Consider the following 26,702-nt stretch of genomic DNA (forward strand, 5'->3'; position numbering starts at 1 on the left):
GCGTTGGCGTCGCTAACTTGGCCCACCGCGCGCGGCGCAGGCAACCGCCGCGCGCTTCCAAGAGACGCCCGATGTCACCACGTAACGCCTGCTCCCCGCTCCGCCTGCTGCTGCTGGCTTCGGCGCTGTCCGCCGCTCTCCCGGCGGCGGCGCTTTCTTCCCCGCCGAACCTGCTGTTCCGCGTATCGGCCGACCACGGCTTCGTCGCCGACCAGGCGCAGGGCGATGCCGTCCCCAACTTCCAGGACAAGGTGAGCCTGGTCGACGACGGCGCCCACGGCCGCGCGATCCGCTGGGAAGACGACGGCGTGCTGTCGTGGAACGCGCCGGGCAACATCCGTGCCGAACGCGGCACCCTGTCCTTCTTCTGGCGCTCGCGCTACGCCGTGGGCGAGGCCCCGTTCGTGATCTTCCGCGTCGGCTACGCCGACCACAGCAGCTGGGACATGACCTGGCTGCGCATCGACTGGAACGGCCATGGCTTCGACGCCTTCGTCACCGACGCCAACCTGGCGCGGACCCGCGTGTCGTTCCGCCTGGACCGCAACCCGTCGCCCGAACAATGGCAGCACATCGCCTTCGCCTGGGACGAGGACGAGGGCGTGCGCCTGTTCCTCGACGGCCGCGAGGTGGCGCGCGTGGACACCACCGGCGACTACGACGCCGCGCTCGACCAGCTCGGCCTGGCCGGGCGGGTGATGGCGCCGTACCAGGTGCAGAGCCGCTACAACTTCCTGCGCGGCAGCGACTTCGACGAGATCCGCGTCTACGACCGCATGCTCGCCACCAGCGACGTGGCCGCGCTGGCGCGCAACGACGCGCCGCGGGCGCAGGAGGGCACCGCGTCCTCCTCGCAACGGGCCTGGTGGCACCGCCATGGCTGGGACGGCGCGCCGCCACCGGTACTGGAGGCGGCGGTGACCACGATCCGCAAGGTCGAGTTCGCCGATATCCGCGACAAGAAACAGTGGATGTGGAAGGGCACAGACGGCATCGCCGAGACCACCTGGCCGGGCGTCTACAACCGCTCGCGCCTGCCCGGCCGCAACGACTACTTCCAGCTGCCGGACTGGAACACCTATGTCGAGGGCGGCCAGCACCTGGACCTGACCGTGCCCGATGGCGAAGCCATCAACCGCATCGAGATCCGGGGCGCGGCCCACGGCGAACTGCGCGGCAGCGCCGGCACCCTGTTCACCCGGCCCCGCGGCGTGGTCCGCAGCGTGGACGGGTTCGCCACGCAGACCGGCGGCACGCTGCGCTTTTCCAACGTCGAACAGGAAACACCGATCCAGGAGATATGGGGTTACCACGTCAGCGCTGCCGCCGAGCCGCAGGGCACGGTCAAGCAGCGCTACCTGATCGACAGCCGGGTGCTGCCGGACTACACCAACATCGCCGCGCTGCGCGACTACATCGACGGCCGCTTCGCCCCCGACGAGCGCAGCGTGGTGATGGCCCTGCCCAAGGGCGCGGGGTCGCGCCGGCGCACGGCCGATTCGCTGCCGGCGCGGCCGCAGCCGATCGTGCACGTCCTGGTGCCGTCCGGAGTCGGCGACGCGCCGGCGGCACAGCCGCTGATCCGCAGCTGGGCGCACAGCTGGGAGAACATGCACGATGGCCTGGACGGCATCGCCATCGACCTGCCGGCGCTGGACCTGGCGGCCACCCACGACGGCCCCGACGGCGCGGTGATCCCGCTGAACATCCGCATCAAGGACCCGATCTGGCCGGCCCGCGACATGATCGACGTGTCGGTCTCGGTACGGCCCGGGCAGCCGCGCACGCTATGGCTGGACCTGCGCGACCGGATCCTTACCGTCGACAGCCTGTGGATCTCCATCGCCTCGGCCGCGCCCGGCTTCAATGCCGCCGCGCTGGATGGCGCCGAACTGCGGCTGGTGTTCAAGGACCGCCGGCAGGCGCTTGCCGAACACCTGGCCGACCGCTTCAACCAGGTGCGCGACAACTGGGGCTTCCTGGTCGAGGAGCACACCACTTCCAAGCGCCAGCGCCTGTATGCGCGCGTGTACGCCGACCTCAGCGACCTGCTGCGGGTGGACCCCGACCACGTGCTGGGCCGGCTGTACTGGAACTACATCAGCTACAACAGCCAGGGCCGGCCACCGTTCCAGCAGCCGCAGCCGCCCGCGGGCGTGCCGCTGTGGGCGTTTCGCCAGGTGGAGGACCTCAGGCGCGTGCGCCGCTTCGTCGACTGGTGGATCGACAACCGCCAGGTCGAGTACGGCGATTTCGGCGGCGGCATCTCCGACGATACCGACCTGACCCAGCAGTGGCCGGGGTTGGCGCTGATGGGCGTGGAGCCGGAGCGCCTCAATGCCTCGCTGACCGCGCTGTCCGACGCGGTGTACCGCAACGGCATGTTCGCCAACGGCCTGAGCACCATCGAGACCGACGAACTGCACGCCTACGAGGAAGGCATCAACGCCAACAGCGCCATGCTCTACCTCAACTGGGGCGACCCGCTGACCGTGGAGCGGCTGATGCAGACGGTGCGCGCGTTCGACGAGCGCATCATCCTGCGCAACCCGCAGGGCCACCTGCTGTTCTCCAGCAACTGGTTCGGTGGCAACAAGGTCTACCGCGAGCCTAACTGGCAATGGCAGAAGCCCTATTCGTTCCCGGCGCTGCACCCGGCGTTCCTGATGGGCGAATACAACGCCGATCGCACCGGCCGCGCGCTGGTCACCGGCCTGGCCGACAGTTACCTCGCCCACGCCCATACCGACGACACCGGCCGCTGGACGCTGCCGAACGAGATCAACTGGGCCACCGGCAAGACCCGGGGTGGCGAACTGAACCAGGGTTCGGGCGCTGGCGACGTCATGCACACATTCTGGGCGGCCTGGCGCTGGAGCGGCGATGACAAGTACCTGAAGGCGCTGGACTACCGCGTGCAGCGCGGCGGCCCCGGCGCGCTGGCCAACCTGGGCGAGAACTTCATCGACGTGCTGGGCCGCCAGCAGGACTGGGGCCGCCAGCTGGTCGCCGCCGCCGACAAGGGCGACACCGGCTTCGCCGCCGTCACCGCGTGGCAGCTGAGCGGCGACAAATCGTATCTGGAAGCCCTGCATGCCGAAGGCATCCAGGCCAAGGCCCAGCGCGAGTACATGAACACCGAGGGCCACTGGTGGAGCGACCGCGTCGAGGCGCCGAGCGAATTCCTGCAGCGCCTGCGCCTGGGCGGCATCGCACTCAAGCGCAACCAGAGCTTCCCCGGGCACACCGTGAGCTGGCGCTTCGCCCGGCCCGGGGCCGCCGAGCAGGTGGCGCTGCTGGTGCACGCGCCCTCGCGCGAACGCTTCAAGGTGATCGCCTGGAACATGGCAGACGTGCCGCTGGAGGCGACGATGACCGGCTGGAACATCGCCGCCGGCACCTGGCGCATCAGCAGTGGCATCGACCGCGACGGCGACGACCGGATCGACGGCAAGCCGCAGGTGCGCGAGGTGGAGCTGGAGCGCAGCGCATCCACCGCCCTGCGTTTCGCACCGAAGCAGGCGCACGTGTTCGAGTTCGAGCGGATCGCGGCGGGCACGCCGGTGGAAACCCGCGCCGACCTGGGCATCGGCCGTGGCGACCTGCAGGTCGAGGACGGGCGCGTGCGGCTGACCGTGCACAGCCTCGGCCATGTCGCCACCCGGCCCGGGTTTGCATGGGTCGAGGATGCACGCGGCCGCGAGGTGGCGCGCGTTGCGATCCCGGCGCTGGAAGCGCCATCGGACCTGCAGCCGCGCACGACCACGGTGGAACTGGCGTTGCCGCCGGGTTTCCAGTGCAGCGGCGCCAGTGTGCGGGTAATGCAGGAAGGCGGGATCGAGGAAGTGACGCGGCTCAACAACCGCCTGCCGCTGCGGTAGGCGTCGCGCACCGCCGGCAATGCCGGCCATCCCCCTCTCCCGGCGGGAGAAGGGGGACCGGCGTCACCGCGTATCGGTCTGCAGCACCCGGCGCTCGCGCCGGTACCCGTCGGCGATCCCGGGCTCGGGAACGAACACCGTGCAGTGCTCCATCGGCCCCTGGTAGACATGCACCGAGATCGCGATCTCATCGTCGCTGGCGTTGCACAGCACATGGAACTCATCCGGCGGGATCAGGTTGCCGGCACTGCCGCGCGCGCCGTCCACGGCGGCAAGGGGCTGCAGCCGGGCGATGTCGCCGTGGTCTTCGCACAACCGGTACGGGGTGATCCGCAGCGTGCCCTGCCACACGCCCTCCACGCACCACAGGCCGTCATGGTCGTGCAGCGGCGTGCCCTGGCCCGGCCCCCAGGTCATGGCGATGATGCTGTAGCCATGGCGCGCGCTGCGGTACAGCTCACGGCGCGCGTAGTGGTCGCTGATCGGCTCGTGCACGCAATCCGGCAGCACGATCGCCGGGTCGGCGATGGCCTGCCGCAGCACCTGTTCGACCCGCGCCACCGCGGTGGCGACATCAGCCGTGGCCAGCGCGGCGTCGATGGCCGCCACCAGCCGCTCGCGCCCGCTGAAGTCGAAGTAACCATTTGCATCTGAAATCATGCCGCCAGTCTAGGACAAAACGGTGAACAAACCGTTCGCTGCCGCTCATGGCGGGGTGGCATGTGTGGCTCATGAGGTGCCGCGCTGCACGAACGGCACCTGCGCGTACAGCCGGCGCTCGCCGCCGCGCGGATCGTCCTGAAGGCGGCTGTCGTCGTCGAACACCAGGGTCTGCCGGCGTTGCAACGAGTACGGCGCCCAGTGCGGCAGCCCGCCATGGTTGGGATCGCCATGGCGGGCGAACGCCAGCAGCGCATCGCTCATCGCATCGGCCATGCGCGTGGCCGACGCGGTGGCACCGGTGCGCGAACCGGGCTGGCGGGTGTTGTGGAACACCAGCGGGATGTCCAGGGTGTGGAAGGCACGCAGCCGGTCGGCGTCGCCGCCACGGTCGTACCAGTCCAGCTGGTAGGCCCAGGTCGGCGCACCCTGGCGCGCGCGCGCCTCCAGTTCCTCCACCGCACCGCGCCACGAGCGTCCGGCGGTGGTCGCCGCGAAGAACACCTCCGACGCCGTGTAGTGCGGGTACATCCGCCGGTAGGCGGCGATCACCTCCGACGCGGGAAGGTCCACGAACTGTTCGCGCTCCAGCTTCGCCGGCAGCGCTTCCCAGTCCAGTGCGAAATTGCGCGGGTCATGGCCGAGGAAGGCACGGGTCTCGTCGCGGGTATTGCCGATGACCATGGGAATGGCGGCCGACTGCAGCGGCGCCTGCGGCCAGAACGGGTGCGTGGGCAGGTGGCGCGCGTCCAGCACCGGGCCGAAGTACAGGCCGGTGTCCTCGACCCACGACGGGTCGCGCAGCTTCACCGCTTCCAGCAACGCCTCCATGGGCAGCGTGCGCAGCGCCTGCGGTTCGCGCAGGCCGAAGTGCTCCAGCACCCGTCGTGCACGCTGCGTGGCCGCGCGCGGGCCGGCGGCGGTCACCTGCTGGCCGCTCATCGTCCAGGCGCGGTGGAACAGGCCCTGCGCCGCCGGCATCGCCATCAGCGTGGCGATCTTGGCGCCGCCGCCGGACTGGCCGAACACGGTGACGTTGCCGGGGTCGCCGCCGAACTCGACCGCGTGCTGGCGCACCCACTGCAGCGCCTGCACCAGGTCGAGCTGGCCGGCGTTGCCCGAATCGGCGAACGCCTCGCCGCCGAGCCCGCCCAGGTACAGGTAGCCGAACACGTTGAGCCGGTGGTTGACGGTGACCACCACCACGTCGCCGCGCAGGCACAGGGCACTGCCGTCGTACAGCGGGTCGCTGCCCGACCCGTTGTTGTAGGCGCCGCCGTGCAGGTACACCAGCACCGGGCGGCGGCCACCGTCGCGCAGGGCCGGAGTCCACACGTTGAGATACAGGCAGTCCTCGCTGCCCGGCCCTTCGCCGCTGGTCTGCGGCGCGGCCGGGCCCCAGGCCAGCGCGTCGCGTACGCCCCGCCAGGGGGCTTCCTGTACGGCCTGCTGGAAGCGCCGGGGGGCGGTGTCCGCGCCATACGGGATGCCGCGGAACACATGGATGCCGTGCTCCGTCTGCCCGGCGATACGGCCCCCGCGCACGCGGGCGAGCGGGCTCGGGGGCATGCGCGCGGCCGCGGCCGGCAGCGCGGCCGCCAGCCCGGCGCCGAGCGAGCACAGCGTGCCGGCGCGCAGGAAATGCCGCCGTCGCGGATCGCCGGGCAGGGCGGTCATGGCGCGTGCTCCGGCGCCTGTGCGGCGATCCAGTCGCGCGCCAGCCGCGGCCATGCGGCGGCGCCCAGCCCGGCGATGCCCCGGGTACCGAAGCCATGGCCGCCGTACGGGAACACATGCAGTTCCGCGGGCACGCCGGCCCGGTGCAATGCGGCGTAGAAGCCGAGGCTGTTGCCGACCGGCACCGCGGCGTCGTCGCCGGCGTGCACCAGGAAGGTCGGCGGGGTGTCGGCACGCACCTGGTGCTGCATCGAGTAGTGCCGCCGCAGCGCTGCATCCGCATCGGGGCCGAGCAGGCGGTGTTGCGAGCCGGGGTGCGTGTCGGCGCCGTCCATGTCGATCACCGGGTACACCAGCAGCTGGAAATCCGGGCGCGCGCTGGTGCGGTCGATGGCGTCCGTGGCCGGATATGCCGGTTGTCCGAAGCCGTTGCCCAGCCGTGCGGCCAGGTGCCCGCCGGCGGAGAAGCCGATCACGCCGATGCGCCGTGGATCCAGTTGCCATTCGCTGGCGCGGGCACGGATCAGGCGCAGCGCACGCTGCGCATCGGCCAGCGCCGCATCGCGGTCGTCACGGCCCTCGCCCGGCAAGCGGTAGCGCAGCACGAACAGGGTGATGCCGCCCTCCTCGACGAAGGCCGGCACCAGCGCCGAGCCCTCCTTGTCCAGCACCACGCGCTGGTAGCCGCCGCCGGGGGTCACCAGCAGCGCGGTGCCGTTGGGGCGGGCCGGCCGGTACATGACCAGATAGGGCGCGCTGACGTGGGTGATGTAGCGGTCCGGCAGCGCCGGATCGGCGCTGCGCTCGACGATGCGGGCGGCCTCCGGCAGCGCTTTGTCTCCCGGTGCCAATCCAGCCGGCCACAGCGCGATCCGCTGTGCCGATCCCGCTGCCGGTTCGCCGTCCGGGGCGGTGCCCGCGACAGCGGCGGAAACCCCGAAGACCAGGATAAAAGCCATGAATAACAATGATCTGCCGATTCTGAGCGGGGACATGGGTACTCTCGCGATGCGGAACGGGGATGGCCGTGATGCGTTGCGTATTGCCATATGACACCGGTTTACCATATACAGCACCCACAGCACTGTCGATGGGCGGTGCAGCAACGCCACCAGGAGAGCCACTTGAGCAACGATCAAGGCCGACAGGATCCGTCCGCCGCGCTGGACGACATCGCCCGCCAGTTCGTGGACGCGCGCCGCGCCGGGCGTTTGCTCGCCGCGTTCCCCGGCGGGATCCCGGCCGACCTGGTGACCGCTTATCGCGTGCAGGACCTGGCCATCGGCCGCTGGGACGATGCGGTGGTCGGCTGGAAGGTCGGCTATATCGCCCCCGAGCGCCGCGATGCGTCCGGCGACGAGCGCCTGCTCGGCCCGGTGTTCGCACGCCAGCTCTGGAATGCTACCGGTAGCATCGTGGATATCCCGGTGTTTTCCGGGGCCGGCGGGTTTGCCGCGGTCGAGGCCGAGTACGTGCTGCAGCTCGACGCCGATGCGCCTGCCGACAAGCTGGAATGGACCGCGGAGGAAGCCGCCGCCCTGCCCGCGCGCCTGTTCACCGGGGTCGAAGTGGCCAGCAGCCCGCTGGCGACGATCAACGTGCTGGGGCCGCGGGTGGTGGTGTCCGATTTCGGCAACAACAACGGCCTGGTGCTGGGCAACGCGATCGCCGACTGGACGCGGCTGGATGAGGCATGCCTGCTGGCGCGCACCGAGATCGACGGCGTGGTGGTCGGCATCGGCGGTGCCTGCAACCTGCCCGGCGGCCTGCGTGCGGCGTATGCGTTCGCGCTGGCACGTTCGGCGCGCCGCGGCCGGCCGCTGCGCCGTGGCGACCTGATCGCCACCGGCAACGCCACCGGCATCCACGACATTGCGGTCGGCCAGCAGGCCGTGATCCGCTTCGAGGGCCACGGCGAGATTGCCTGCAGGGCGGTGGCCGCCGGCTGACCGGCGCATACGGTGGACATGGGTGGAGGGGGTACGATGATCGATCGCAGGACATTTCTTGCCACCGGCCTGGGCGCGCTTGCCGCGCCGGCGCTGGTGGCCTGTTCGGGCGGGGCGCGCCAGGCGGTGGGCGACGGGCGCGTGCTCACCGCCACCGATGTCCACGTGGCCGACTACCCCACCGTCACCGCGGTCAGGTGGATCGGGCAGCAGCTCGAGCGCGAGACCGGTGGACGGCTGCGGCTGGCGCAGTACCACTCCGGCCAGCTTGGCCGCGAGTCGGAAGCGATCGACATGGCGCGTTTCGGCGCCATCGACATCACCCGCGTCTACTCGGGGGCGTTGAACAATGCCTTCCCGCTGACCCGCGCGCTGTGCCTGCCGTACGTATTCGATTCGGTCGCGCACATGCGCCGCGCGCTGGACGGCGGCATTGCCGACGCGGTGCTGGCCGGCTTCGAGCAGCGCGGCCTGGTCGGCCTGGCGATCTATGACTCGGGCGCGCGCTGCTTCTACAACACCAAGCACCCGATCGTGGCGCCGCGCGACCTGCACGGCCTGAAGCTGCGCGTGGCCAGCTCGGACATCTTCCTGCAGCTGATGCGCCTGTTCGGCGCCAACCCGACGCCGATGTCGCTGGGCGACACGTTCTCCGGCATGGAGACGCACATGATCGACGGCGCCGAGAACAACATGCGCAGCTTCCACTCCAGCCGCCATTTCGAGGCCGCGCACTACTGGTCGGAAAGCCAGCATTCGTACGCGCCGGACGTGCTGCTGATGTCGCGGCGCAGCTTCGACGCGCTGGCCCCCGGCGACCGCCGGCTGCTGCTGGACCTGGCGCGGCAGTCGGTGCAGGTGATGCGCACCGAATGGGATGCGTCCGAGGACAAGGCGCGGCAGGCGGTGCTGGCCCACGGCGTGAAGGCCAACGCGGTGGACATCGGCGCGTTCCGCGAGGCCGCCGCCCCGCTGCTGCGCGATTACCTGCAGCAGCCGGAGATCGCCGCCCTGCACCGCCGCATCCGCGATTTCGCCTGAGGATCCGCAGCGATGACCGAAGCCACTTCCCGCAGTACCCAGGCCGGCCCGCAGCGCGCGCTGGAAACCCTGGCCACCGTCGTCATCCACGTTGCCGTCGTCGCCCTGCTCGGGCTGGTGGTGGTGCAGGGCTGGCAGGTGTTCGCCCGCTACGTGATCAATGATTCGCCCAGCTGGACCGAGCCGGTCACCCTGCTGCTGCTGAGCACGGCGATGAGCATGGGCGCGGCCGCCGGCGTGCATACCCACCGCCACTTCGGCTTCTTCCTGCTGGCCGACCACCTCAACCCGCTGGCGCGGCGCGTGGTCGATGCGCTGGTGCCGCTGGTGGTGGCCGCCATCGGCGCGGTGATCGCCTGGTGGGGCTGGGTGCTGTGGATCGACGGCCTGCACATCAAGACCGCCGGCGCCAACCTGCCGCAGAGCGTGAACTACCTGCCGCTGAGCCTGGGCGGCGCGCTGATGGTGGTGTTCGCGTTGAACCGGCTGTGGCTGGCGCTGCAGCCGGCCGCCATCGAAGGAGACCGCTGAACCATGGGCATCGCAATCCTGTTCGCCGTGTTCGCCGCGCTGCTGCTGATCGGCGTGCCGGTCGCCTATGCGCTGGCCGCCGCCGCGCTGGCCACCCTGCTCTACCTGGACCTGCCCAGCGTGGTGCTGGTGCAGCAGATCTCGGCCGGCACCGGTTCGGCCTCGCTGATCGCCATTCCGCTGTTCATCTTCGCCGGCGAGATCATGATGCGCGGCGGCATCTCCGAGCGCCTGATCGCGCTGGCCGCGTCGCTGGTCGGGCGCCTGCGCGGCGGCCTGGGCCAGGTCTCGATCCTGTCCTCGCTGTTCTTCGGCGGCGTATCCGGCTCGGCCATCGCCGATGTGTCGGCGGTCGGCGGCACGATGATCCCGCAGATGGTCCAGCGCGGCTACGACCGCGATTTCGCGGTCAACGTCAGCATCACCGCGGCCCTGGTGGCATTGCTGGTGCCGCCTTCGCACAACCTGATCCTGTTCTCGGCGGCGGCCGGCGGCGGCCTGTCCATCGCCGACCTGTTCGCCGCCGGCGTGGTGCCGGCGCTGCTGATGACGGTGGTGCTGATGGTCACCGGCTACGCGGTGGCGCGGCGCCGCGGCTACGGCGTGGAAGCCTTCCCGGGCCTGCGCGCGGTGCTGCTGCGGCTGGTCGCCGCGCTGCCCGGCCTGGGGCTGGTGGCGCTGATCTTCGTCGGCATCCGCGCCGGCATCTTCACCGCGGTCGAGTCGGCGGCCATCGCCGTGGTCTACGCGCTGCTGGTCACCACCGTGCTGTACCGGCAGCTGCGCTGGCGCGCGTTCCTGGACACGGTGATCCATGCCGCGCGCAGTACCGGCGTGATCCTGTTCGTGATCGCCACCGCGGCGGTGTTCGGCTGGCTGCTGGCCTACCTGCAGGTACCGGCGGCGGCGGTGGCGTTCCTGCAGTCGTTCGCGCACAGCAAATTCATGGTGCTGCTGATGATCGTGGTGATGCTGCTGCTGCTGGGCACCTTCATGGACCTGGCGCCGATGATCCTGATCTGCACCCCGATCTTCCTGCCGGTGGCCAAAGCCTACGGCATCGACCCGATCCACTTCGGCCTGGTGCTGGTGCTGACCGGCGGCCTGGGCCTGGTGACGCCGCCGGTGGGCTCGGTGCTGTTCATCGGCACGGCCATCGGCAAGATCACCGTGGGCCAGAGCATGAAGACGATCTGGCCGTTCTGGCTGGCCGGGCTGGGGGTACTGCTGGTGGTGACGTTCTTCCCGCAGTTGTCGCTGTGGCTGCCGGCACTGCTGCGCGGCTGAGCCGGGCCGGCCGCGACAGCCAGGCGCCGTTTCCGGTCCGCGGCGCCGTCTCGGGCTAACATCACCGCCTGGCGCGGGTTCCCTGCCCTGCCGCCGGCGGATGCCGCCGGCAGCGACGGGAGGCCGCCGCGCCGCTCCCATCGCCGTGCCCCCCGGGCGCGGCGCCGCCAGAACCCGTTCCGCTGGATGGTTTGCAAGGACATGTCATTGCGCAAGAAGGCCGATTCCGACGCCACTACCCGGCCGCTGGGCAGGGCCGCGACCATCAACGACATCGCGCGCCTGTCCGGCGTGTCCAAAAAGACGGTGTCGCGGATCATCAACAACTCGCCGCTGGTGCGCAAAGACACCCGCGAGAAGGTCGAGGCGCTGATGCGCGAGGTTGGCTACGCGCCCGATCCGCTGGCCCGCGGGCTGGCGTTCCGGCGTTCGTTCCTGATCGGCATGGTCTACGACAACCCCACCGCGCAGTACGTGGTGGACATGCAGTACGGCGCGCTCGACGCGCTGCGCGGCTCCAGCTTCGAGCTGGTGGTGCATCCCTGCGACACCCGCAGCCCCGGCTACATCGAGGGCGTGAAGCGCTTCGTGCAGCAGCAGAAGCTGCACGGCGTGATCCTGGTGCCGCGCGCATCCGAGGACCAGGCGCTGGCCGACATGCTGGAGGAGATCGGCTGCCGCTACACCCGCATCGCCTCGCTGCCGCTGGACGACACCTCGCAGATGGTCATCACCCATGACCGCGACGGCGCCGCCGAGGCCGCCGACTACCTGCTTTCGCTCGGCCACCGCGACATCGCCCTGATCACCGGCCCCTCGGCCTACCGCTCGGCGCACGAGCGCACCGCCGGCTTCATCGACGCGCTGCAGCGGCGTGGCATCGAACTGCCGCCGGCGCGCATCATCGAGGCCGGCTACACCTTCGAATCGGGCGTGGCCGCGGCCGAGAAGCTGCTGCTCGGCAAGCAGCGCCCGACCGCGATCTTCACCGGCAACGACGAGATGGCCGCCGGCGTCTACAAGGTCGCCATGCGCGCCGGCATCAACGTCCCGCGCGAACTGTCGGTGGTCGGCTACGACGACAGCCCACTGGCCTCGCGGCTGTGGCCGTCGCTGACCTCGGTGCGGCGCAATACCCGCGATACCGGCCGCACCGCCGCGGCGATGCTGATCCAGCCCGAGGGCCAGGCCGCGCTGCAGATCGCCAGCGTGCGTCCGCACCTGATCGTGCGCGATTCCTGCCAACCGCCCCTGGATTGATCCCAAACCATTGTTCCGGAAAGGAAAGCCAGTATTCCGCGGCGCGGAATGCCACCGGTTACCCAATTGGCTATGATGGCCCCGAATCGCATCCGGCAGGTCCGTCCAGGACCCGCCAGGCGCCAGCGCCGCGCGGCATCGCCCACCGGGCAAGGCGCGGCACCGCAACCCACCCCCGTACCACCGCTCAGGGAGAGGAACACCATGACGAATCCATTCAGCCTCGAAGGCAAGATCGCGCTGGTAACCGGTGCCAATACCGGTCTGGGCCAGGGCATCGCGCTGGCCCTGGCCGCCGCCGGGGCCGACATCGCCGGCGCCGGCATCGTTCCGGCCGAGGAGACCGCGGCCAAGGTGCGCGCGCTGGGCCGCCGCTTCGTCAACATCGAGGCCAACCTGGGCAGCATCGAGCCGGTCGAGCGGGTGGTGCGCGAGGCCGTCGAGGGTCTGGGCGGGCTGGACATCCTGGTCAACAACGCCGGCCTGATCCGCCGTGCCGACGCGGTGGAGTTCAGCGAAAAGGACTGGGACGACGTGATGAACGTCAACATCAAGTCGGCGTTCTTCATGTGCCAGGCCGCCGGCAGGCATTTCATCGCCCAGGGCCGCGGCAAGATCATCAACATCGCCTCGATGCTGTCCTTCCAGGGCGGCATCCGGGTGCCGTCCTACACCGCGTCCAAGAGCGGCATCGCCGGCATCACCCGGCTGCTGGCCAACGAATGGGCGCAGCAGGGGCTGAACATCAACGCCATCGCCCCGGGCTACATGGCCACCGACAACACCGCGCAGCTGCGCGCCGACGAGGACCGCAGCAAGGCGATCCTGGACCGCATCCCGGCCGGCCGCTGGGGCAGGCCGGAAGACCTCGGTGGCACGGCCGTGTTCCTGGCCTCCAGCGCTTCGGACTACGTCAATGGCGCGGTCATCCCGGTCGACGGCGGCTGGCTGGCGCGCTGATCCGGCATCCCCCGGCGCGCGGCTACGGCCGGGCGCCATGCATTTCCCCCTTCGAACAGAGAGTGACGCAATGAAGATCGCCTTGATGCAGGAGTTCAGCCAGGCCGCCAAGAACCCGGTGGTGCTGGAACAGCTCCAGACCGTGGCCGCCGCGCAGGGCCACCAGGTGTTCAACGTCGGCATGGATGGCGACAACGACCACCGCCTGACCTATATCCACCTGGGCATCTGCGCCGCGCTGCTGCTCAACGCCAGGGCCGTGGACTTCGTGGTTGCCGGCTGCGGTACCGGGCAGGGCGCGCTGATGTCGCTCAACGCCTGGCCGGGCGTGTACTGCGGCTACTGCATCGAGCCGACCGATGCGTTCCTGTTCGCCCAGGTCAACAACGGCAACGCGCTGTCGCTGCCGTTCGCCAAGGGCTATGGCTGGGGCGCGGAGATCAACATCCGCTACATCTTCGAGAAGGCCTTCGCCGGCGAGCGCGGCCAGGGCTACCCGGCCGAGCGCAGGGAGTCGCAGATGACCAACGCCGGCATCCTGGCGCAGGTGAAGCAGGGCGCCTCGAAGGACTTCATCGCCGGCCTGAAGTCGATCGACCCGGCGCTGGTGAAGCAGGCCGTGGGCGGCGCGCGCTTCCAGCAGGCGTTCTTCGACAATGCGCAGGACGCGGAGATCGTGGCTTACGTGAAGGACGTGCTCGGCCAGTAAGGGCAGCGCACCCAAGCCGTGGACGAGGGCGCCTGCGGGCGCCTTCGTCGTTTCCGGCCGCTGCCGGCGATGCCCCGGCGACACCCGGCTGGTAGCATGTCCACCCCCGCAATCCAGGCGCCGTCACCCATGGCCGACTCCAACAACCCGTCCGTCACCCAGGCCCAGGCCGAGGAGGCCGTGCGCACCCTGCTGCGCTGGGCCGGCGAAGACCCCGCCCGCGAGGGCCTGCTGGACACCCCGCGGCGGGTGGCCGAGGCCTATGGCGACTGGTTCAAGGGCTACCAGGACGACCCGCGCGAGTACCTGGCGCGTACCTTCGAGGAAGTGGCCGGCTACGACGAGATGATCGTGCTGCGCGACATCGAGTACGAAAGCCACTGCGAGCACCACATGGCGCCGATCATCGGCCGCGTGCACGTGGGCTACGTGCCCAACGGCCGCGTGGTCGGCATCTCCAAGCTGGCGCGCGTGGTCGAGGCCTATGCGCGCCGCTTCCAGGTGCAGGAGAAGATGACCGCGCAGATCGCCGACGTCATCCAGGACGTGCTGCAGCCGCTGGGCGTGGGCGTGGTGGTGGAGGGCTCGCACGAGTGCATGACCACCCGCGGCATCCACAAGCGCGGCGTCAGCATGGTCACCTCGCGCATGCGCGGCAGCTTCCACGATGACGCCCGCACCCGCGCCGAGTTCCTGCGCTTCATCGAAGTGGGCCACGCGCGCCGCTGAGCCGCGCGCCAGGCGACCGGCAGGCGCGGAGCCGGCGCCCCGCATTCCCGCGAGCATCCCGGAGTAACCATGCATTACGTTGAGTTGGTGGCGTTGCTGGCAGTGGTCCAGTACCTGTTCTTCGGCGCGATGGTCGGGCGTGCGCGCGGCCGCTACGGCGTGAAGGCGCCGGCGGTCAGCGGCCACGAGGGCTTCGAGCGCGTCTACCGGGTGCAGATGAACACCCTGGAGCTGATGGTCGCGCTGCTGCCGGCGCTGTTCGTCGCCGCGCGCTTCTGGCCGGCCGCCTGGGTCGCCGGCATCGGCGCGGTGTACCTGGTCGGCCGCTTCATCTACTGGCGCGCCTACGTGAGCGCACCGTCCAGCCGCGCGCTGGGCTTCGCATTGTCGATGCTGCCGGTGATGGTGCTGGTGCTGATGGGGCTGGCCGGCGCGCTGCTGCGCTAGGGCAGGGCAGCCTGCCGGCGGGCCGAAGTGGTGCGGCATTGCCCGCCATCCCGGATGGACGCATCGATGGGCGGAGCGGCGCGATGAAGCAATGAGGGTCGCTGCGCCGGCACTGGCCGTGCTGCTGCTCGCCGGTCTCCGGGAAATCCGCGCCGACCTGCCGGACATCCATGACGCCACCGCGCGTCGCCTGGCTCAACTGGACGCAGCGCATCAGCATGGCCGGTAAGCGGCGGCCGTTGCGGAGCGGGGCAGCAAAAGACAAAGGGAGCCTGGTGGCTCCCTTTGTCGTCTTGTCGTCGTTGCCGGGGTGGCGGCTCAGAAGTCCAGGCTGAGCCGGGCGTAGCTGTAGCGGCCGGGCAGGTCGTACGTACCCGGGTCGTAGCCGTTGAGCGTGCAGCTCAGGCAGATCGGCGGGTTCTTGTCGAACACGTTGTTGACGCCGACGGTGATCTTCAGCCCTTTCATCCACGCGTCGGTGCGCCAGCTCACCTGCGCGTCGTGCAGGGTGGTGGCACCCAGCCAGTGCAGGTCGGCCGCGCTGTCGGTGCAGATCGGGAAGCCGTTGGCGCCGGCGCAGCTTTCGCGCAGGCGGTCGACGTAGCGCAGCGACCAGCTCGCGTTCCAGTTGCGGTAGTCCCAGTTGGCGGTCAGGTTCGAGGTCCATTCCGGAATCGAGCTGTCGTTGACTTCCACGCCGGGGCGCCTGGGCTCGGCCTGGCCGGATTCGTTGACCAGCTCGTAGCGGGTGACCCAGGTCGCCTTCCAGTCCAGTCCCAGCTGGCCCCAGCCGGTTTCCGGCAGCAGCCAGTGCGCGCTGAAGTCCCAGCCGCTGGTGTTGATCGTGCCCAGGTTGGCGAGGATGTCCTCGAAGCGGATGATCTGCCCGCGTTCGTTGCGGGTGTAGCTGGCGCAGGCCACCGCGTCGCGGCTGTCGATGCAGCGGTTGAGGATCGCCTGCGCATCCGGCGCCTGGATCGCGCCGTCGATGGTGTGGCGGTAGAAGGTCACGCCCAGGTCCAGCTTGCTGGCCCAGCTGCTGCCCTCGGCCCAGCCCGGGCTCCACACCGCGCCGGCCATGAACGAACGGCTCTTCTCCGGCTGCAGGTCGCGGTTGCCGGAGGTGACCACCGAGATCTGCGGATTGACCTGCTCATAACCCGGCGGCACGCCATCGGCCACGCACTTGGGGGTGGTGGAGGCGGCGTTGTTGCACGGGTCCACCAGGGTGGCGTCGAAGCGGCTCAGTGTGCCGTACAGCTCGCCGATGGATGGTGCGCGGAAGCCCTGCGCGAAGGACATGCGCAGCAGCAGTTCATCGGCCGGCTGCCAGCGCAGCCCGATCTTGCCGGTGCCGGTGCCGCCGAAGGTGGAATAGTCCGAATACCGGCCGGCCACGCTCAGGTCCACGCTCTTGCCCCAGAAGCCGCCGCGTGCCAGCGGCACGTCGAACTCGGCATAGGCTTCCTTCACCGAATAGCTGCCGATGGTGATGCCCGACGGCACGCCGTTGTACTCGCCGGCCACGGTGATCGGATCGGGGTAGTACTCGCCCTTGTAGCGGCGCCATTCGGCGCCGGCGGCGAAGGACAGCGGCCCGGCCCACAGGTCGGCCAGTTCGCCGGTGATGTTGGCCGAGGCCAGGCTGAGGGTGTTCTTGCTGCGGTCGCGCACCACCGGCGAGATCCACGCCAGCATGTCCGCGGTGATGGTTCCGGGGCCGCCGAAGATATTCAGCGGCACGCAGCCGGCAATGGCCGCGCACGCCGCCGGGTCGCCCAGCGCCTGGTTGATGTGCTTGACGTTGTAGCTGCCGGTGTTGGTCTGGGTGGCCTTGCTCTGGCTGGACATGGCGTTGATGTCCCAGCTCCACGGCCGGCTGTTGACCTCGAAGCTGCCTTCCAGCCCACCGGCGGCGTACCAGGTCTTCACGTCCTGCTCGTAGCGGCGCGGCCCGCCTTCGACCGGGCGGCGCCCGATCAGGAACAGGTTGGCGTCCGGGCCGATGGTGGTCAGGTCGAAGCCGAACGGGTTGTAGCGCTGGTTGGCGGGGATCACCAGCCGGGTTTCGGCCCACGCGTTGTACACGCCGGCATCGGTGCCCAGGAAGATCGGCTCCGGTGCCGCCTGGTTGGCCGACGTGCGCTCGCTGTACAGGCCGCGGAACCAGCCGCTGACCGCAGGGGTGAAGTCCAGGCGCACCTGGCCGAACACCGATTTGCGCTCGCTCGGCGTCAGCAGCAGGTTGTACGGCGCGAAGTTGAAGCGGTCCGGCGTCGCGAAGCAGTGGTAGTCGTCGGTGCGCACGCACCCGGTCTGGGTGGGATCGAAGCGCGGGCTGGTGACGCCCGTGTTGGAGGTGATGCTGTAGGTATTGCCGCCCGGGTCGGCGAACACCAGCCGGCCCTGCGGCGTGGCCGAGCTGCCGTTGGCCAGCCCGGTGCCCGGTACCGGCTCGCGTGCCCACTGGTACTCGGCCGAGGAGATTTCCTTCTGTTTGAAGTACGAGGCGCCGACCACCCACTGCGCGCGGTCGCCGCTGCGGCCGAAGCTGAAGTCCACGCCGGTGGTGCCGCCGCCCTTGAGGTTGTAGTCGCCGTACTGGACCTCGACGCGGCCACCTTCCACGTTCTTCCGGGTGATGATGTTGACCACGCCGGCAATGGCATCGGAGCCGTAGATCGACGAGGCGCCGTCCTCCAGCACCTCGATGCGCTCGACCAGCGCCAGCGGGATGGTGTTCAGGTCCACCGACGAGCCCACGCCCGAGCCGGAGGATTCATTGACCCAGCGGATGCCGTCCACCAGCACCAGCACGCGCTTGGGGCCGAGGTGGCGCAGGTCCACTGTCGCCGCGCCGGCACCGACGCCGCCGCCGTCGGGCGGGAAGCCGAAGTTGCCGCTGGAGTTGAGCTTGGTGCTCAGCGAGGCGCCGCTGGCGGTGAGGTGCTGCACCACGTCCGCCACCGAGGTGTAGCCGGTGCGGTCGATGGTCTCGCGGGTGAGCACCTGCACCGGCACCTGGGTTTCCAGTTCGGCCTTCTTGATGCGGGTGCCGGTGACCTGGATCGTGTCCAGGGTGCGGGCGGTGGTGGATTCCTGTGCGGTGGCGACGGCAGGCAACAGGCACAGCAGGGAAAGCTGTATGGCTCTGGTCAGGCGGTGCGGATGCAACGATAACGACGTCATCGGGAAGCTCCTTGGATTGCCGGACTACCTCGCCCGCCACCATGACGGGCGTGGGCGACATGTAAGCAATTCGTTAGGAGCGAACAGGTGAAGACGCGGGCGGACCCGACGGACGGCAGCCGCCGGGCCCGCGCCGCCACCGCCGGCCGCGGTGGTTCAGCGGGCCGAGAAGCCGCCGTCGACCAGGTGGTAGCTGCCGGTGATGAAGGACGCCTGCCCGGAAAGCAGGAAGCAGGTCAGCGCCGCCACTTCGGCGGCCTTGCCCAGGCGCCCGGCCGGATGCAGCGCGACCAGGCCGTCGTAGGCCGCGCGGTCCATGCCGGCGAGCAGCGGCGTGTCGATGAATCCGGGGCCTACCGCGTTGATGCGCAGCCCCCGCGCCGAGTACTCCAGCGCCGCGGTCTTGGTCATGCCGACCAGCGCATGCTTGGCCGCGACGTACGCGGTGGACCCGGCCCAGCCGTTGCTGCCGAGGATCGAGGCCATGTTGACGATGGCACCGCCGCCGCCGGCCAGCATCGCGGCGATCTCGTACTTCATCGAATAGAACACCCCGTGCAGGTTCACCCCGAGCACGCGGTGCCATTCCTCCAACGGGTAGTCGGCGGTGTCCTGGCTGGCGCCGCCGATGCCGGCATTGTTGACCGCCAGGTGCAGCCCGCCGTACTCGGCCACCGTGGCGTCCACCAGTTGCCGTACCGCGTCGGCGTCGCTGACGTCGAGCTGGCGTGCGCGGGCCTGGGCGCCGATGCTCGAGGCCACCTGCTCGGCGGCGTCGCGGTGGAGGTCGGCGACGACGACCTGCGCGCCGCCGGCGGCCAGTTGCCGGGCGACGGCCTCGCCGATGCCCGAGGCGGCGCCGGTGACCAGCGCGACCTTGCCTGAAAAATCCAGTTGCATGGTGGGTCTCCAGGGCGGCCGGGGAGAGCCGCCATCGCCCCATCATCCACATCCGCGCGTGGTAGCGGCGTTGTCCTCGATCAATCCGTCCTGCTGCGTTCAGCCAGCGAACGTGTCCCACGCCATGCGCGCGATCAGTACCACCACCAGCAGCAGGAACAGTTTGCGGATCAGCGGCGTGCCGCCGCGCAGGGCCAGCCGGGTGCCGGTCACCGACCCGGCGACGTTGGCCGCCGCCATCGGCACCGCGAAGGCCAGCAGCACGTTGCCGCTGGGCACGAAAAACGACAGTGCGGCCACGTTGGTGGCCAGGTTGACCACCTTGGAGGCGGCCGAAGCGCGCAGGAAATCCAGGCCGAAGAAACGGATGAACAGGAAGATCAGGAAGCTGCCGGTGCCGGGGCCGAAGAAGCCGTCGTAGAAGCCGATCACCGCGCCCATCGCCAGCGCGATGCCCAGTTCGCGGCGGCCGACTTCGCGCGGCCGGTGCAGGGCGCCGAAGTCCTTCTTCGCCAGCGTGTAGCCGAGCATCACGATCAACAGGGCCAGCACCAGCGGACGCACCGCGTCCTTGGCCAGCAGGCTGACCGCGGTGGCGCCGAGGAAGGCGAACACGAACGCGGTCGCCGCGGCCAGCAGCACCGGCCGCCACGGGAACCGCACCGAGCGCGCGTAGCGCCAGGTCGCCGCACCGGTGCCGAACACCGAGCTGAACTTGTTGGTGCCCAGCAGTGCGGCCGGCGTGTGCTGCGGCAGCACCGTGAACAGGCCCGGCAGCTGGATCAGCCCGCCGCCGCCGACCGCGGCGTCCACCAGCCCGGCGATGAAGGCGATGGCCAGCAGCCAGGGCAACTCGGTGGGCAGGAGTTCCAGCATGGTCGGACCTGAACGGGGGGCGCGACAGCATACGCCGGTGCCGGCTGGCCGCGGCGGTGGCGGGGAGGGAAAATACGCGCATGCCGATCACCCCGACCTCTCCTTGTCCCTGCGGCTCCGGCCACCCCCACGGCCGCTGCTGCGCGCGCTGGCATGCCGGCGAGGCCGCCCCCGATGCCGAGGCGCTGATGCGTTCGCGCTACAGCGCCTACGTCACCGGAAACAGCGACTACCTGCTTGCCACCTGGCATCCCGATACACGGCCGCAGGCGCTGTCACTGGACGATGCGCCGGGCCAGCGCACGCAATGGCTCGGCCTGGACGTGAAGCGGCACCGGGTCACCGGCGCCGATACCGCCGAGGTGGAGTTCGTCGCCCGCTACCGCATCGGCGGCGGCAGTGCCGTGCGCATGCAGGAACACAGCCGCTTCGTGCGTCAGGACGGGCGCTGGTACTACCTGGACGCGCTTGCCTGAACACTGCCCGGCGTCGATGACGCCGCGCTAACCGGGCATGGCTAAGCTCGGGGACATGCAGATTTCCAGTGCCGCATTGCTGAAGGCCTCCAGCGCTGCGACAACGCCGCCCACGCTGGCCGAGCGTTACCGCGCCGTGCGCCAGGCCAGCCTGGCGCTGTCGGCGTCGCTGTCGGCCGAGGACGCCATGGTGCAGAGCATGGCCGACGCCAGCCCGGCCAAGTGGCACCTGGCCCACACCACCTGGTTCTTCGAGCAGTTCGTGCTTGGCCGGCTACCCGGCTACCGGCCGCTGCAGCCGCATTGGCAGGTGCTGTTCAACAGCTACTACCAGAGTGTTGGCCCGGCGCATGCGCGCGCGCAACGCGGGCTGCTGTCGCGACCGGCACTGGCCCAGGTGCTGGCGTACCGCGCCCAGGTCGACGAGCGCATCGGCCAGTGCCTGCGCGCCGGCAGCCTGGACGAGGAGGGCCAACGCCTGCTGCTGCTGGGCCTGCAGCACGAGCAGCAGCACCAGGAACTGCTGCTGACCGACATCAAGCACGCGCTGTGGAGCAACCCGCTGCAGCCGGCCTACCGCGACGACCTGCCCGCACCGCCCGCGCTGCCTGCCCGTGCCGACGCGGTGTGGATCGAAAGCGCCGAACGCATCGTCGAGATCGGCGCGCAGGCCTGGCCCGCGCATGCGCGCTTTGCCTACGACAACGAGTCGCCCCGGCACCGCGCGCTGGTCCCGGCGCACGCGCTGGCCGACCGCCCCGTGAGCAACGCCGAGTACCGCGCCTTCATCGACGATGGCGGGTATCGCGATCCCCTGCTGTGGATGAGCGACGGCTGGGCGCAGCTGCAGGCAGGGCAATGGTGCCGTCCGCTGTACTGGGACCCGGCGCTGGAACGCGAATACACCCTGGGCGGCTGGCGCGCGCTGGATCCGGATGCGCCGGTGTGCCACCTGAGCTGGTTCGAGGCCGACGCCTGCGCGCGCTGGGCCGGTGCGCGCCTGCCCAGCGAGTTCGAATGGGAAGCGGCGGCCGCGGCAAGGCCGGTGGCCGGCAACTTCGCCGACGCCGGCCTGCTGCACCCGGCCGCCGCCGCGGCCACGGCGCCGGGCGTGCCACGGCAGCTGTTCGGCGATGTCTGGGAATGGACCGGCAGCGCATACACCGGCTATCCCGGCTTCCGCCCGCTGCCGGGCAGTGCCGGTGAATACAACGGCAAGTTCATGTGTGGCCAGTTCGTACTGCGCGGCGGCAGTTGCGCCACGCCGGCCGGGCACGTGCGCCCCAGTTACCGCAATTTCTTTCCACCCTCGGCGCGCTGGCAGTTCGCCGGCCTGCGCCTGGCCAGGGATCTTTGATGGGCAGCGCCGATCCGTTGCTGGAGGGGTTGGTCGACCACCGTCCCGACCGTGCCACCATCACCGCCGACGTGCTCGCCGGGCTGTCGGCGCGGCCGCGTGCATTGCCCTCCAAGTACTTCTACGACGCGCGCGGCTCGGCGCTGTTCGAGTGCATCACCCGGCAACCGGAGTACTACCTCACCCGCGCCGAGCTCGAGCTGCTGTCCCGGGTGCTGCCGGAGATCGCCGCGCATGCGGGGCCGCGGGTGCGGGTGGTGGAGTACGGCAGCGGCAGTGGCCGCAAGACCCGGCTGCTGCTGCAGGGCCTGGACGACGTGGTGGCCTATACCCCGGTGGAGATCTCGCGCACCGCGCTGCTGGACAGCATCCGCGCGCTGGCGGTGGACTTCCCCGCGGTCGAGATGCTCCCGGTCTGCGCCGACTTCACCGCGCTGCCGGCGCTGCCGCCGCCACGGCGTGCGGCGCGGCGCACGCTGCTGTTCTTCCCGGGTTCGACCCTGGGCAACTTCACCGAAGCCGCGGCGGTGGCGATCCTGCGCGGCATGCGCCAGGCGATGGGCGAGGAGGGGCTGGCGCTGATCGGCATCGACCTGGACAAGGATCCGGCGCTGATCGAGGCCGCCTACAACGATGCGGCCGGGGTCACTGCCGACTTCACCCTCAACCTGCTGGCACGGCTGAACCGCGAGATCGGCAGCGACTTCGACCTTTCCTGCTTCGCCCATCGAGCCCGCTACGTGGTGCCCTGGCGGCGCATCGAGACCTCGCTGGTGAGTCGCCGCGCGCAGGTGGTGCACGTGGCCGGGCATGCATTCGCCTTCGAACACGGCGAGGCCATGCACGTGGAATACAGCCACAAGTACGACGACGCGCAGTTCGCCGCGATGGCGGCCGCCGCCGGCCTGCGGGTGGCGGCCGCCTGGGATGCGCCCGCGCGCATGTTCGGCCTGCGCCTGCTGCGGCCGGATTGAGTTCGCACGGCGGGCGCCGCGCCTCTTATCATCGGGCTGCGTTCCAGGATGGCGCGAAGCAGGGAGCCGTTGCATGAAGTCGTTGCGGAGATTGCCGGCGCTGGCCCTGGCCGGCGCGCTCGCCACCGCGCCCCAGGCGCATGCCGCCCTTGCCGATTTCGGTCGTTGCGGTGCCGGCGTGCGCGATGCGGCGCTGGCCCAGGGCATGCCCGCCGAACGCTTCGACGCGCTGTTCGCCGAGGTCACCCCGGACCTGGGCGTGTTGCCCCTGCTCGATGCCCAGCCCGAATTCACCACGCCGATCTGGGACTACCTCGCCGCGCTGGTGGATGCGCAGCGCGTGGCCGATGGCCGCGCCATGCTCGACACCCATCGCGCACTGCTGGAGCGGATCGCCAGCGGGTACGGGGTCGATCCGGCCACCGTGGTCGCGGTATGGGGCGTGGAAAGCGACTACGGCCGGATCGCCGGCCGGCGCCCGCTGCTGCAGTCACTGGCGACCCTGTCCTGCAACGGGCGCCGCCAGGCGTTCTTCCGCAGCGAACTGCTGGCGCTGCTGCGGCTGATCGATCGTGGCGACCTGGTCGCCGATGGCCTCACCGGCTCCTGGGCCGGGGCCTTCGGCCAGACCCAGTTCATGCCGTCCACCTACGCGCGCATCGCGGTCGACGGCGATGGCGATGGCCGCCGCGATCTGGTCGGCAGCATCCCCGATGCGCTGGCCTCCACCGCCAACTACCTCAAGCAGTCGGGGTGGCGCAGCGGCCAGCCGTGGGGCGTGGAAGTACGCATTCCCGCCGGGTTCGACGCCAGCGTGGCCGGGCGCGGCAAGCGCAGGCCGCTGGCGGCGTGGCGCGCGCTGGGCATCACCGGGGTCGATGGTGGTGCAGTGCAGGCCGCGGCGCTGGCCGACGACAGCCCCGCCGCGCTGCTGCTGCCGGCGGGCAGCACGGGGCCGGCGTTGCTGGTGTTCCGCAACTACGACGCGATCTATTCCTACAACGCGGCCGAGAGCTACGCGCTGGCCATCGCCACCCTGGCCGACCGCCTGCGCGGCGGCAATGGACTGGTCGCGGCATGGCCCACCGACGATCCCGGCCTGGGCCGTGGCGAGCGCCGCGAACTGCAGTCCCTGCTGCTCGCGCGCGGCCACGACATCGGTAGCGCCGATGGCATGGTCGGCGACGCCACCCGCCGCGCGATCCGCATCGAACAGCAGCGGTTGGGCTGGCAGAATGCCGACGGCCGCGCCGGCAGCCGCATCCTGCAGGCGTTGCGCGATGCCCGGCCGGCGCCGCCCACCGTGTTCCGGCTGCCCGCCGACCATTCGCGGTTCGTCCACTCAGCGATCGTACGGAGCGAGGTTCCGATGAAGGATGTGCAGGGCCTGGACACAGGCGATTTCAACGGCTTCACCGCCTGGAAGGTGGAGACGCCGTTCTCCACCGCGGCGATCAGCGTGTTCGGCGGCCAGTTGCTGTCGTTCGTGCCCAACGGCGGACGCGAGGTGATGTGGCTCTCGCCCGCGGCGAAGCCACCGCCGACGCCGATCCGTGGCGGCAGCCCGGTGTGCTGGCCGTATTTCGCCAGGCAGGGCCAGGGCAGCGACGTCCCCTCGCACGGCTTCGTGCGCACCGTGCCCTGGGAACTGCGCGATGCCCGCCGCGAGGCCGATGGCAGCATGCTCCTGACCCTGGCGCCGCCCGTGCTGGAGGGCCTGTCGCTGCGCCTGACCATGAAGCTGCGCATCGGCCGCACGCTGGAGCAGGAGCTCATCACCGAGAACACCGGCAGCCAGCCGGCGGTCTTCACCCAGGCGCTGCACAACTACTTCAACGTCAGCGATGCGCTCAAGGTCGACGTCGCCGGCCTGGATGGCCTGACCTACCTGGACAAGCTCGACGCTGGCAACGCCCACGTCCAGCAGGGCGACTGGAACCTGCGCGACCCGCGCGATCCCGGCCGCAGCGACCGCATCTACACGCAGGCGCGCGGCCACTACGTGCTGCGCGACCCGGGTTTCGGCCGCAGCATCGACATCACCACCCAAGGCAGCCGTTCCGCCGTCGTCTGGAACGCCGGCGAAGCGGCCGCCGCGAAGATGGACGACATCGGCGCCGGCTGGCGCAACTACGTGTGCGTCGAAGCCGGCAATGTCGGCCCGGACCTGATCGAACTGGCGCCGGGCGGCAGCCACGTCCTCAAGCAGGTATTCGAGGTCCGGCCGTTGTAAGGCCGGCATGCGCCGGCACTGGCGGTGGCCAGCGCGCAACCGCTATCGCCGGCGCAGCGCCAGCAACGTCACCGCGCCCGCCACCAGCCCCCAGAACGCCGACCCGATCCCGGCCATCGACAGCCCCGAGGCGGTGACCAGGAAAGTCACCAGCGCAGGTTCGCGCTCGCCCTCGTCCTTCAGCGCCACCGCCAGGCTGTTGCCGATGGTGCCCAGCAGCGCAATGCCGGCCAGGGTGGCGATCAGCTCCCTGGGGAAGGCGGCGAACACCGCCGCCACCGTCGCCCCGAACAGCCCGATCACGATATAGAACACGCCCGCGCTCACCGCCGCCGGATAACGCCGCGCCCGGTCCTCGTGTACGTCGCGGCCCATGCAGATCGCCGCGGTGATCGCCGCCAGGTTCAGCGCATACCCGCCGAATGGCGCCAGCAGCGTATTGGCCACGCCGATCCAGCCCACCACCGGCGAGATCGGCGCGTCGTAGCCGGAGGCCTTCAATACCGCCACGCCGGGGACGTTCTGTGAGGCCATGGTGACGATGAACAGCGGCAACGCGATGCCGAACACCGCCGCCCACGACAGTGTCGGCAGGGTGAACAGTGGTCGTGCCAGCTGCAGCTGCACCTGGTCCATGTGCATCAGCCCCTGGCCGCCGGCGATGGCCACGCCCACCAGCAAGGTGGCGATCACCGCGTAGCGCGGCGCCAGCCGGCGTCCGCCCAGGTAGGTGGCGAACATCGCCAAGACCAGCAACGGCTGCGTGCCGACCGAGACGAACACGTCCAGCCCGAAGCGCAGCAGGACGCCGGCCAGCATGCCGGAGGCCAGCGACACCGGGATGCGCCGCATCGCCTTCTCGAACACGCCGGAGAAGCCGGCCAGCGTGCCCATCAGCGCGGCCAGCACGAACGCGCCGATCGCATCGGACAGCGGCAGCGCCGCGGAGCCGACCACCAGCATCGCCGCACCGGGCGTGGACCAGGCCGTCACCACCGGCATGCGGTAGCGCAGCGACAGGCCGATGCAGGTCACGCCCATGCCGATGCCCAGCGCCCACATCCACGAGGCGATCTCAGCCTGGCCGGCGCCGACCGCCTGCGCCGCCTGGAACACGATCACCGCCGAACTGGCGAAACCCACCAGGACCGTGATGAAGCCGGCCACCACTGCCGGCAGGGAAAGATCACGTAACAGGGAGCGCGGTGCGGAATCGGCCATCGGGCGGTGCAGGGCAGGGGAAACCCCCATTGTGGCCCAGCAGCACGGCCGGCCACCCGGTGCGGCCGCAATCGCGGCCTCCCACGCATGTATGTGTGGGAGGCCATATGTGAGACGGCAGCCGCGTGGCCCCTCCGGCAACGCCAGCAGGTGGCCGTGGCGGGTGGTGACCTTGCCGAGTCTGGCGCCAACGCACTTCCTGCGCCGCAGGCGCAAAAAGTGATTGCACATTTCACAAACATGTCTAGAATTCGCTCCCTCGCTTCACGGCGCCCGCCACTCCGGTGACGGCAACCACGAAGCAGCGGCAACTTCCTCGAAACAGGGTGTTGACGGCAACGAAAA

Annotated in this window: 22 protein-coding genes; 15 read left to right on the plus strand and 7 right to left on the minus strand. The window is 70.3% G+C overall.

Going from position 1 to position 26,702, the window contains the following annotated elements; all coding sequences use genetic code 11:
* Positions 1 to 71 precede the first annotated feature (71 nt).
* Positions 72 to 3,881, plus strand: coding sequence for a LamG-like jellyroll fold domain-containing protein (locus ABB33_RS13915; protein WP_056932499.1), 3,810 nt, complete (start codon positions 72 to 74; stop codon positions 3,879 to 3,881).
* 63 nt (positions 3,882 to 3,944) lie between these two features.
* Here ABB33_RS13915 and ABB33_RS13920 read toward each other — a convergent pair whose 3' ends face one another.
* The 3 genes from ABB33_RS13920 to ABB33_RS13930 form a co-directional block, all read right to left on the minus strand.
* Positions 3,945 to 4,541, minus strand: a complete 597-nt coding sequence (locus ABB33_RS13920) for a cysteine dioxygenase family protein (protein ID WP_056932500.1) — start codon at positions 4,539 to 4,541, stop codon at positions 3,945 to 3,947.
* 69 nt (positions 4,542 to 4,610) lie between these two features.
* Positions 4,611 to 6,218 (minus strand): carboxylesterase/lipase family protein, encoded by a 1,608-nt coding sequence (locus ABB33_RS13925; RefSeq protein WP_056932501.1) that lies wholly within the window; start codon positions 6,216 to 6,218, stop codon positions 4,611 to 4,613.
* On the minus strand, positions 6,215 to 7,177 hold the full coding sequence (locus ABB33_RS13930; RefSeq protein ID WP_056932502.1) for an alpha/beta hydrolase: 963 nt from the start codon (positions 7,175 to 7,177) through the stop codon (positions 6,215 to 6,217). Before ABB33_RS13930 ends, ABB33_RS13925 begins: the two co-directional genes overlap by 4 nt.
* A 165-nt stretch (positions 7,178 to 7,342) precedes the next feature.
* On the opposite strand from ABB33_RS13930, the gene ABB33_RS13935 reads away from it, so the two are divergent.
* The 10 genes from ABB33_RS13935 (at position 7,343) to ABB33_RS18785 (ending at position 15,360) form a co-directional block, all read left to right on the plus strand.
* The gene (locus tag ABB33_RS13935) at positions 7,343 to 8,167 is read left to right on the plus strand and encodes a 2-keto-4-pentenoate hydratase (RefSeq protein ID WP_056932503.1); all 825 of its coding nucleotides are present in this window, start codon (positions 7,343 to 7,345) and stop codon (positions 8,165 to 8,167) included.
* Positions 8,168 to 8,203: 36 nt separating this feature from the next.
* On the plus strand, positions 8,204 to 9,208 hold the full coding sequence (locus tag ABB33_RS13940) for a TRAP transporter substrate-binding protein (protein ID WP_082595104.1): 1,005 nt from the start codon (positions 8,204 to 8,206) through the stop codon (positions 9,206 to 9,208).
* Between the two features lie 12 nt (positions 9,209 to 9,220).
* On the plus strand, positions 9,221 to 9,739 hold the full coding sequence (locus tag ABB33_RS13945) for a TRAP transporter small permease (RefSeq protein WP_056932505.1): 519 nt from the start codon (positions 9,221 to 9,223) through the stop codon (positions 9,737 to 9,739).
* A 3-nt stretch (positions 9,740 to 9,742) separates the two neighbouring features.
* Positions 9,743 to 11,026, plus strand: a complete 1,284-nt coding sequence (locus ABB33_RS13950) for a TRAP transporter large permease (protein WP_054661299.1) — start codon at positions 9,743 to 9,745, stop codon at positions 11,024 to 11,026.
* A gap of 201 nt (positions 11,027 to 11,227) precedes the next feature.
* On the plus strand, positions 11,228 to 12,286 hold the full coding sequence (locus ABB33_RS13955) for a LacI family DNA-binding transcriptional regulator (RefSeq protein ID WP_054661302.1): 1,059 nt from the start codon (positions 11,228 to 11,230) through the stop codon (positions 12,284 to 12,286).
* Positions 12,287 to 12,490: 204 nt separating this feature from the next.
* Positions 12,491 to 13,246, plus strand: a complete 756-nt coding sequence (gene kduD, locus ABB33_RS13960) for a 2-dehydro-3-deoxy-D-gluconate 5-dehydrogenase KduD (RefSeq protein WP_054661305.1) — start codon at positions 12,491 to 12,493, stop codon at positions 13,244 to 13,246.
* A 70-nt stretch (positions 13,247 to 13,316) separates the two neighbouring features.
* Positions 13,317 to 13,955, plus strand: coding sequence for an RpiB/LacA/LacB family sugar-phosphate isomerase (locus ABB33_RS13965; RefSeq protein WP_056932506.1), 639 nt, complete (start codon positions 13,317 to 13,319; stop codon positions 13,953 to 13,955).
* Positions 13,956 to 14,084: 129 nt separating this feature from the next.
* Positions 14,085 to 14,684 (plus strand): GTP cyclohydrolase I FolE, encoded by a 600-nt coding sequence (gene folE / locus ABB33_RS13970; protein ID WP_054661311.1) that lies wholly within the window; start codon positions 14,085 to 14,087, stop codon positions 14,682 to 14,684.
* Between the two features lie 69 nt (positions 14,685 to 14,753).
* Entirely contained in the window at positions 14,754 to 15,131 is a 378-nt protein-coding gene (locus tag ABB33_RS13975) for an MAPEG family protein (RefSeq protein ID WP_056932507.1), read from the plus strand.
* Positions 15,132 to 15,222: 91 nt separating this feature from the next.
* Positions 15,223 to 15,360, plus strand: a complete 138-nt coding sequence (locus tag ABB33_RS18785) for a hypothetical protein (RefSeq protein WP_161809428.1) — start codon at positions 15,223 to 15,225, stop codon at positions 15,358 to 15,360.
* A gap of 89 nt (positions 15,361 to 15,449) precedes the next feature.
* Here ABB33_RS18785 and ABB33_RS13980 read toward each other — a convergent pair whose 3' ends face one another.
* The 3 genes from ABB33_RS13980 to ABB33_RS13990 form a co-directional block, all read right to left on the minus strand.
* Positions 15,450 to 18,320 carry a TonB-dependent receptor gene (locus ABB33_RS13980; RefSeq protein WP_056932508.1) on the minus strand — a complete coding sequence of 957 codons (2,871 nt, stop codon included), beginning with the start codon at positions 18,318 to 18,320 and terminating at the stop codon, positions 15,450 to 15,452.
* A gap of 156 nt (positions 18,321 to 18,476) precedes the next feature.
* A complete protein-coding gene (locus tag ABB33_RS13985) occupies positions 18,477 to 19,220 on the minus strand; it encodes an SDR family NAD(P)-dependent oxidoreductase (RefSeq protein ID WP_056932509.1) in 744 nt (247 codons plus the stop codon).
* Positions 19,221 to 19,319: 99 nt separating this feature from the next.
* A complete protein-coding gene (locus ABB33_RS13990; protein WP_054661324.1) occupies positions 19,320 to 20,096 on the minus strand; it encodes a sulfite exporter TauE/SafE family protein in 777 nt (258 codons plus the stop codon).
* A gap of 80 nt (positions 20,097 to 20,176) precedes the next feature.
* Between ABB33_RS13990 and ABB33_RS13995 the strand changes: the two genes are divergently transcribed.
* From ABB33_RS13995 to ABB33_RS14010, 4 genes are all read left to right on the plus strand, one after another.
* Positions 20,177 to 20,572, plus strand: coding sequence for a YchJ family metal-binding protein (locus tag ABB33_RS13995; protein ID WP_054661327.1), 396 nt, complete (start codon positions 20,177 to 20,179; stop codon positions 20,570 to 20,572).
* A 79-nt stretch (positions 20,573 to 20,651) separates the two neighbouring features.
* Positions 20,652 to 21,929: an ergothioneine biosynthesis protein EgtB gene (gene egtB / locus ABB33_RS14000; protein WP_380610267.1), complete on the plus strand. Its 1,278-nt coding sequence runs from the start codon at positions 20,652 to 20,654 to the stop codon at positions 21,927 to 21,929.
* Positions 21,929 to 22,903, plus strand: coding sequence for an L-histidine N(alpha)-methyltransferase (gene egtD / locus ABB33_RS14005; RefSeq protein ID WP_056932511.1), 975 nt, complete (start codon positions 21,929 to 21,931; stop codon positions 22,901 to 22,903). Before egtB ends, egtD begins: the two co-directional genes overlap by 1 nt.
* A gap of 73 nt (positions 22,904 to 22,976) precedes the next feature.
* Complete coding sequence (locus ABB33_RS14010; RefSeq protein ID WP_056932512.1) at positions 22,977 to 25,136, plus strand: lytic murein transglycosylase; 2,160 nt, start codon at positions 22,977 to 22,979, stop codon at positions 25,134 to 25,136.
* A 42-nt stretch (positions 25,137 to 25,178) separates the two neighbouring features.
* On the opposite strand, the gene ABB33_RS14015 is transcribed toward ABB33_RS14010, so the two are convergent.
* Positions 25,179 to 26,357, minus strand: a complete 1,179-nt coding sequence (locus ABB33_RS14015) for a benzoate/H(+) symporter BenE family transporter (RefSeq protein WP_056932513.1) — start codon at positions 26,355 to 26,357, stop codon at positions 25,179 to 25,181.
* Positions 26,358 to 26,702: the final 345 nt, after the last annotated feature.

The sequence above is a fragment of the Stenotrophomonas acidaminiphila genome (assembly GCF_001431595.1).
GTDB lineage: Bacteria > Pseudomonadota > Gammaproteobacteria > Xanthomonadales > Xanthomonadaceae > Stenotrophomonas > Stenotrophomonas acidaminiphila.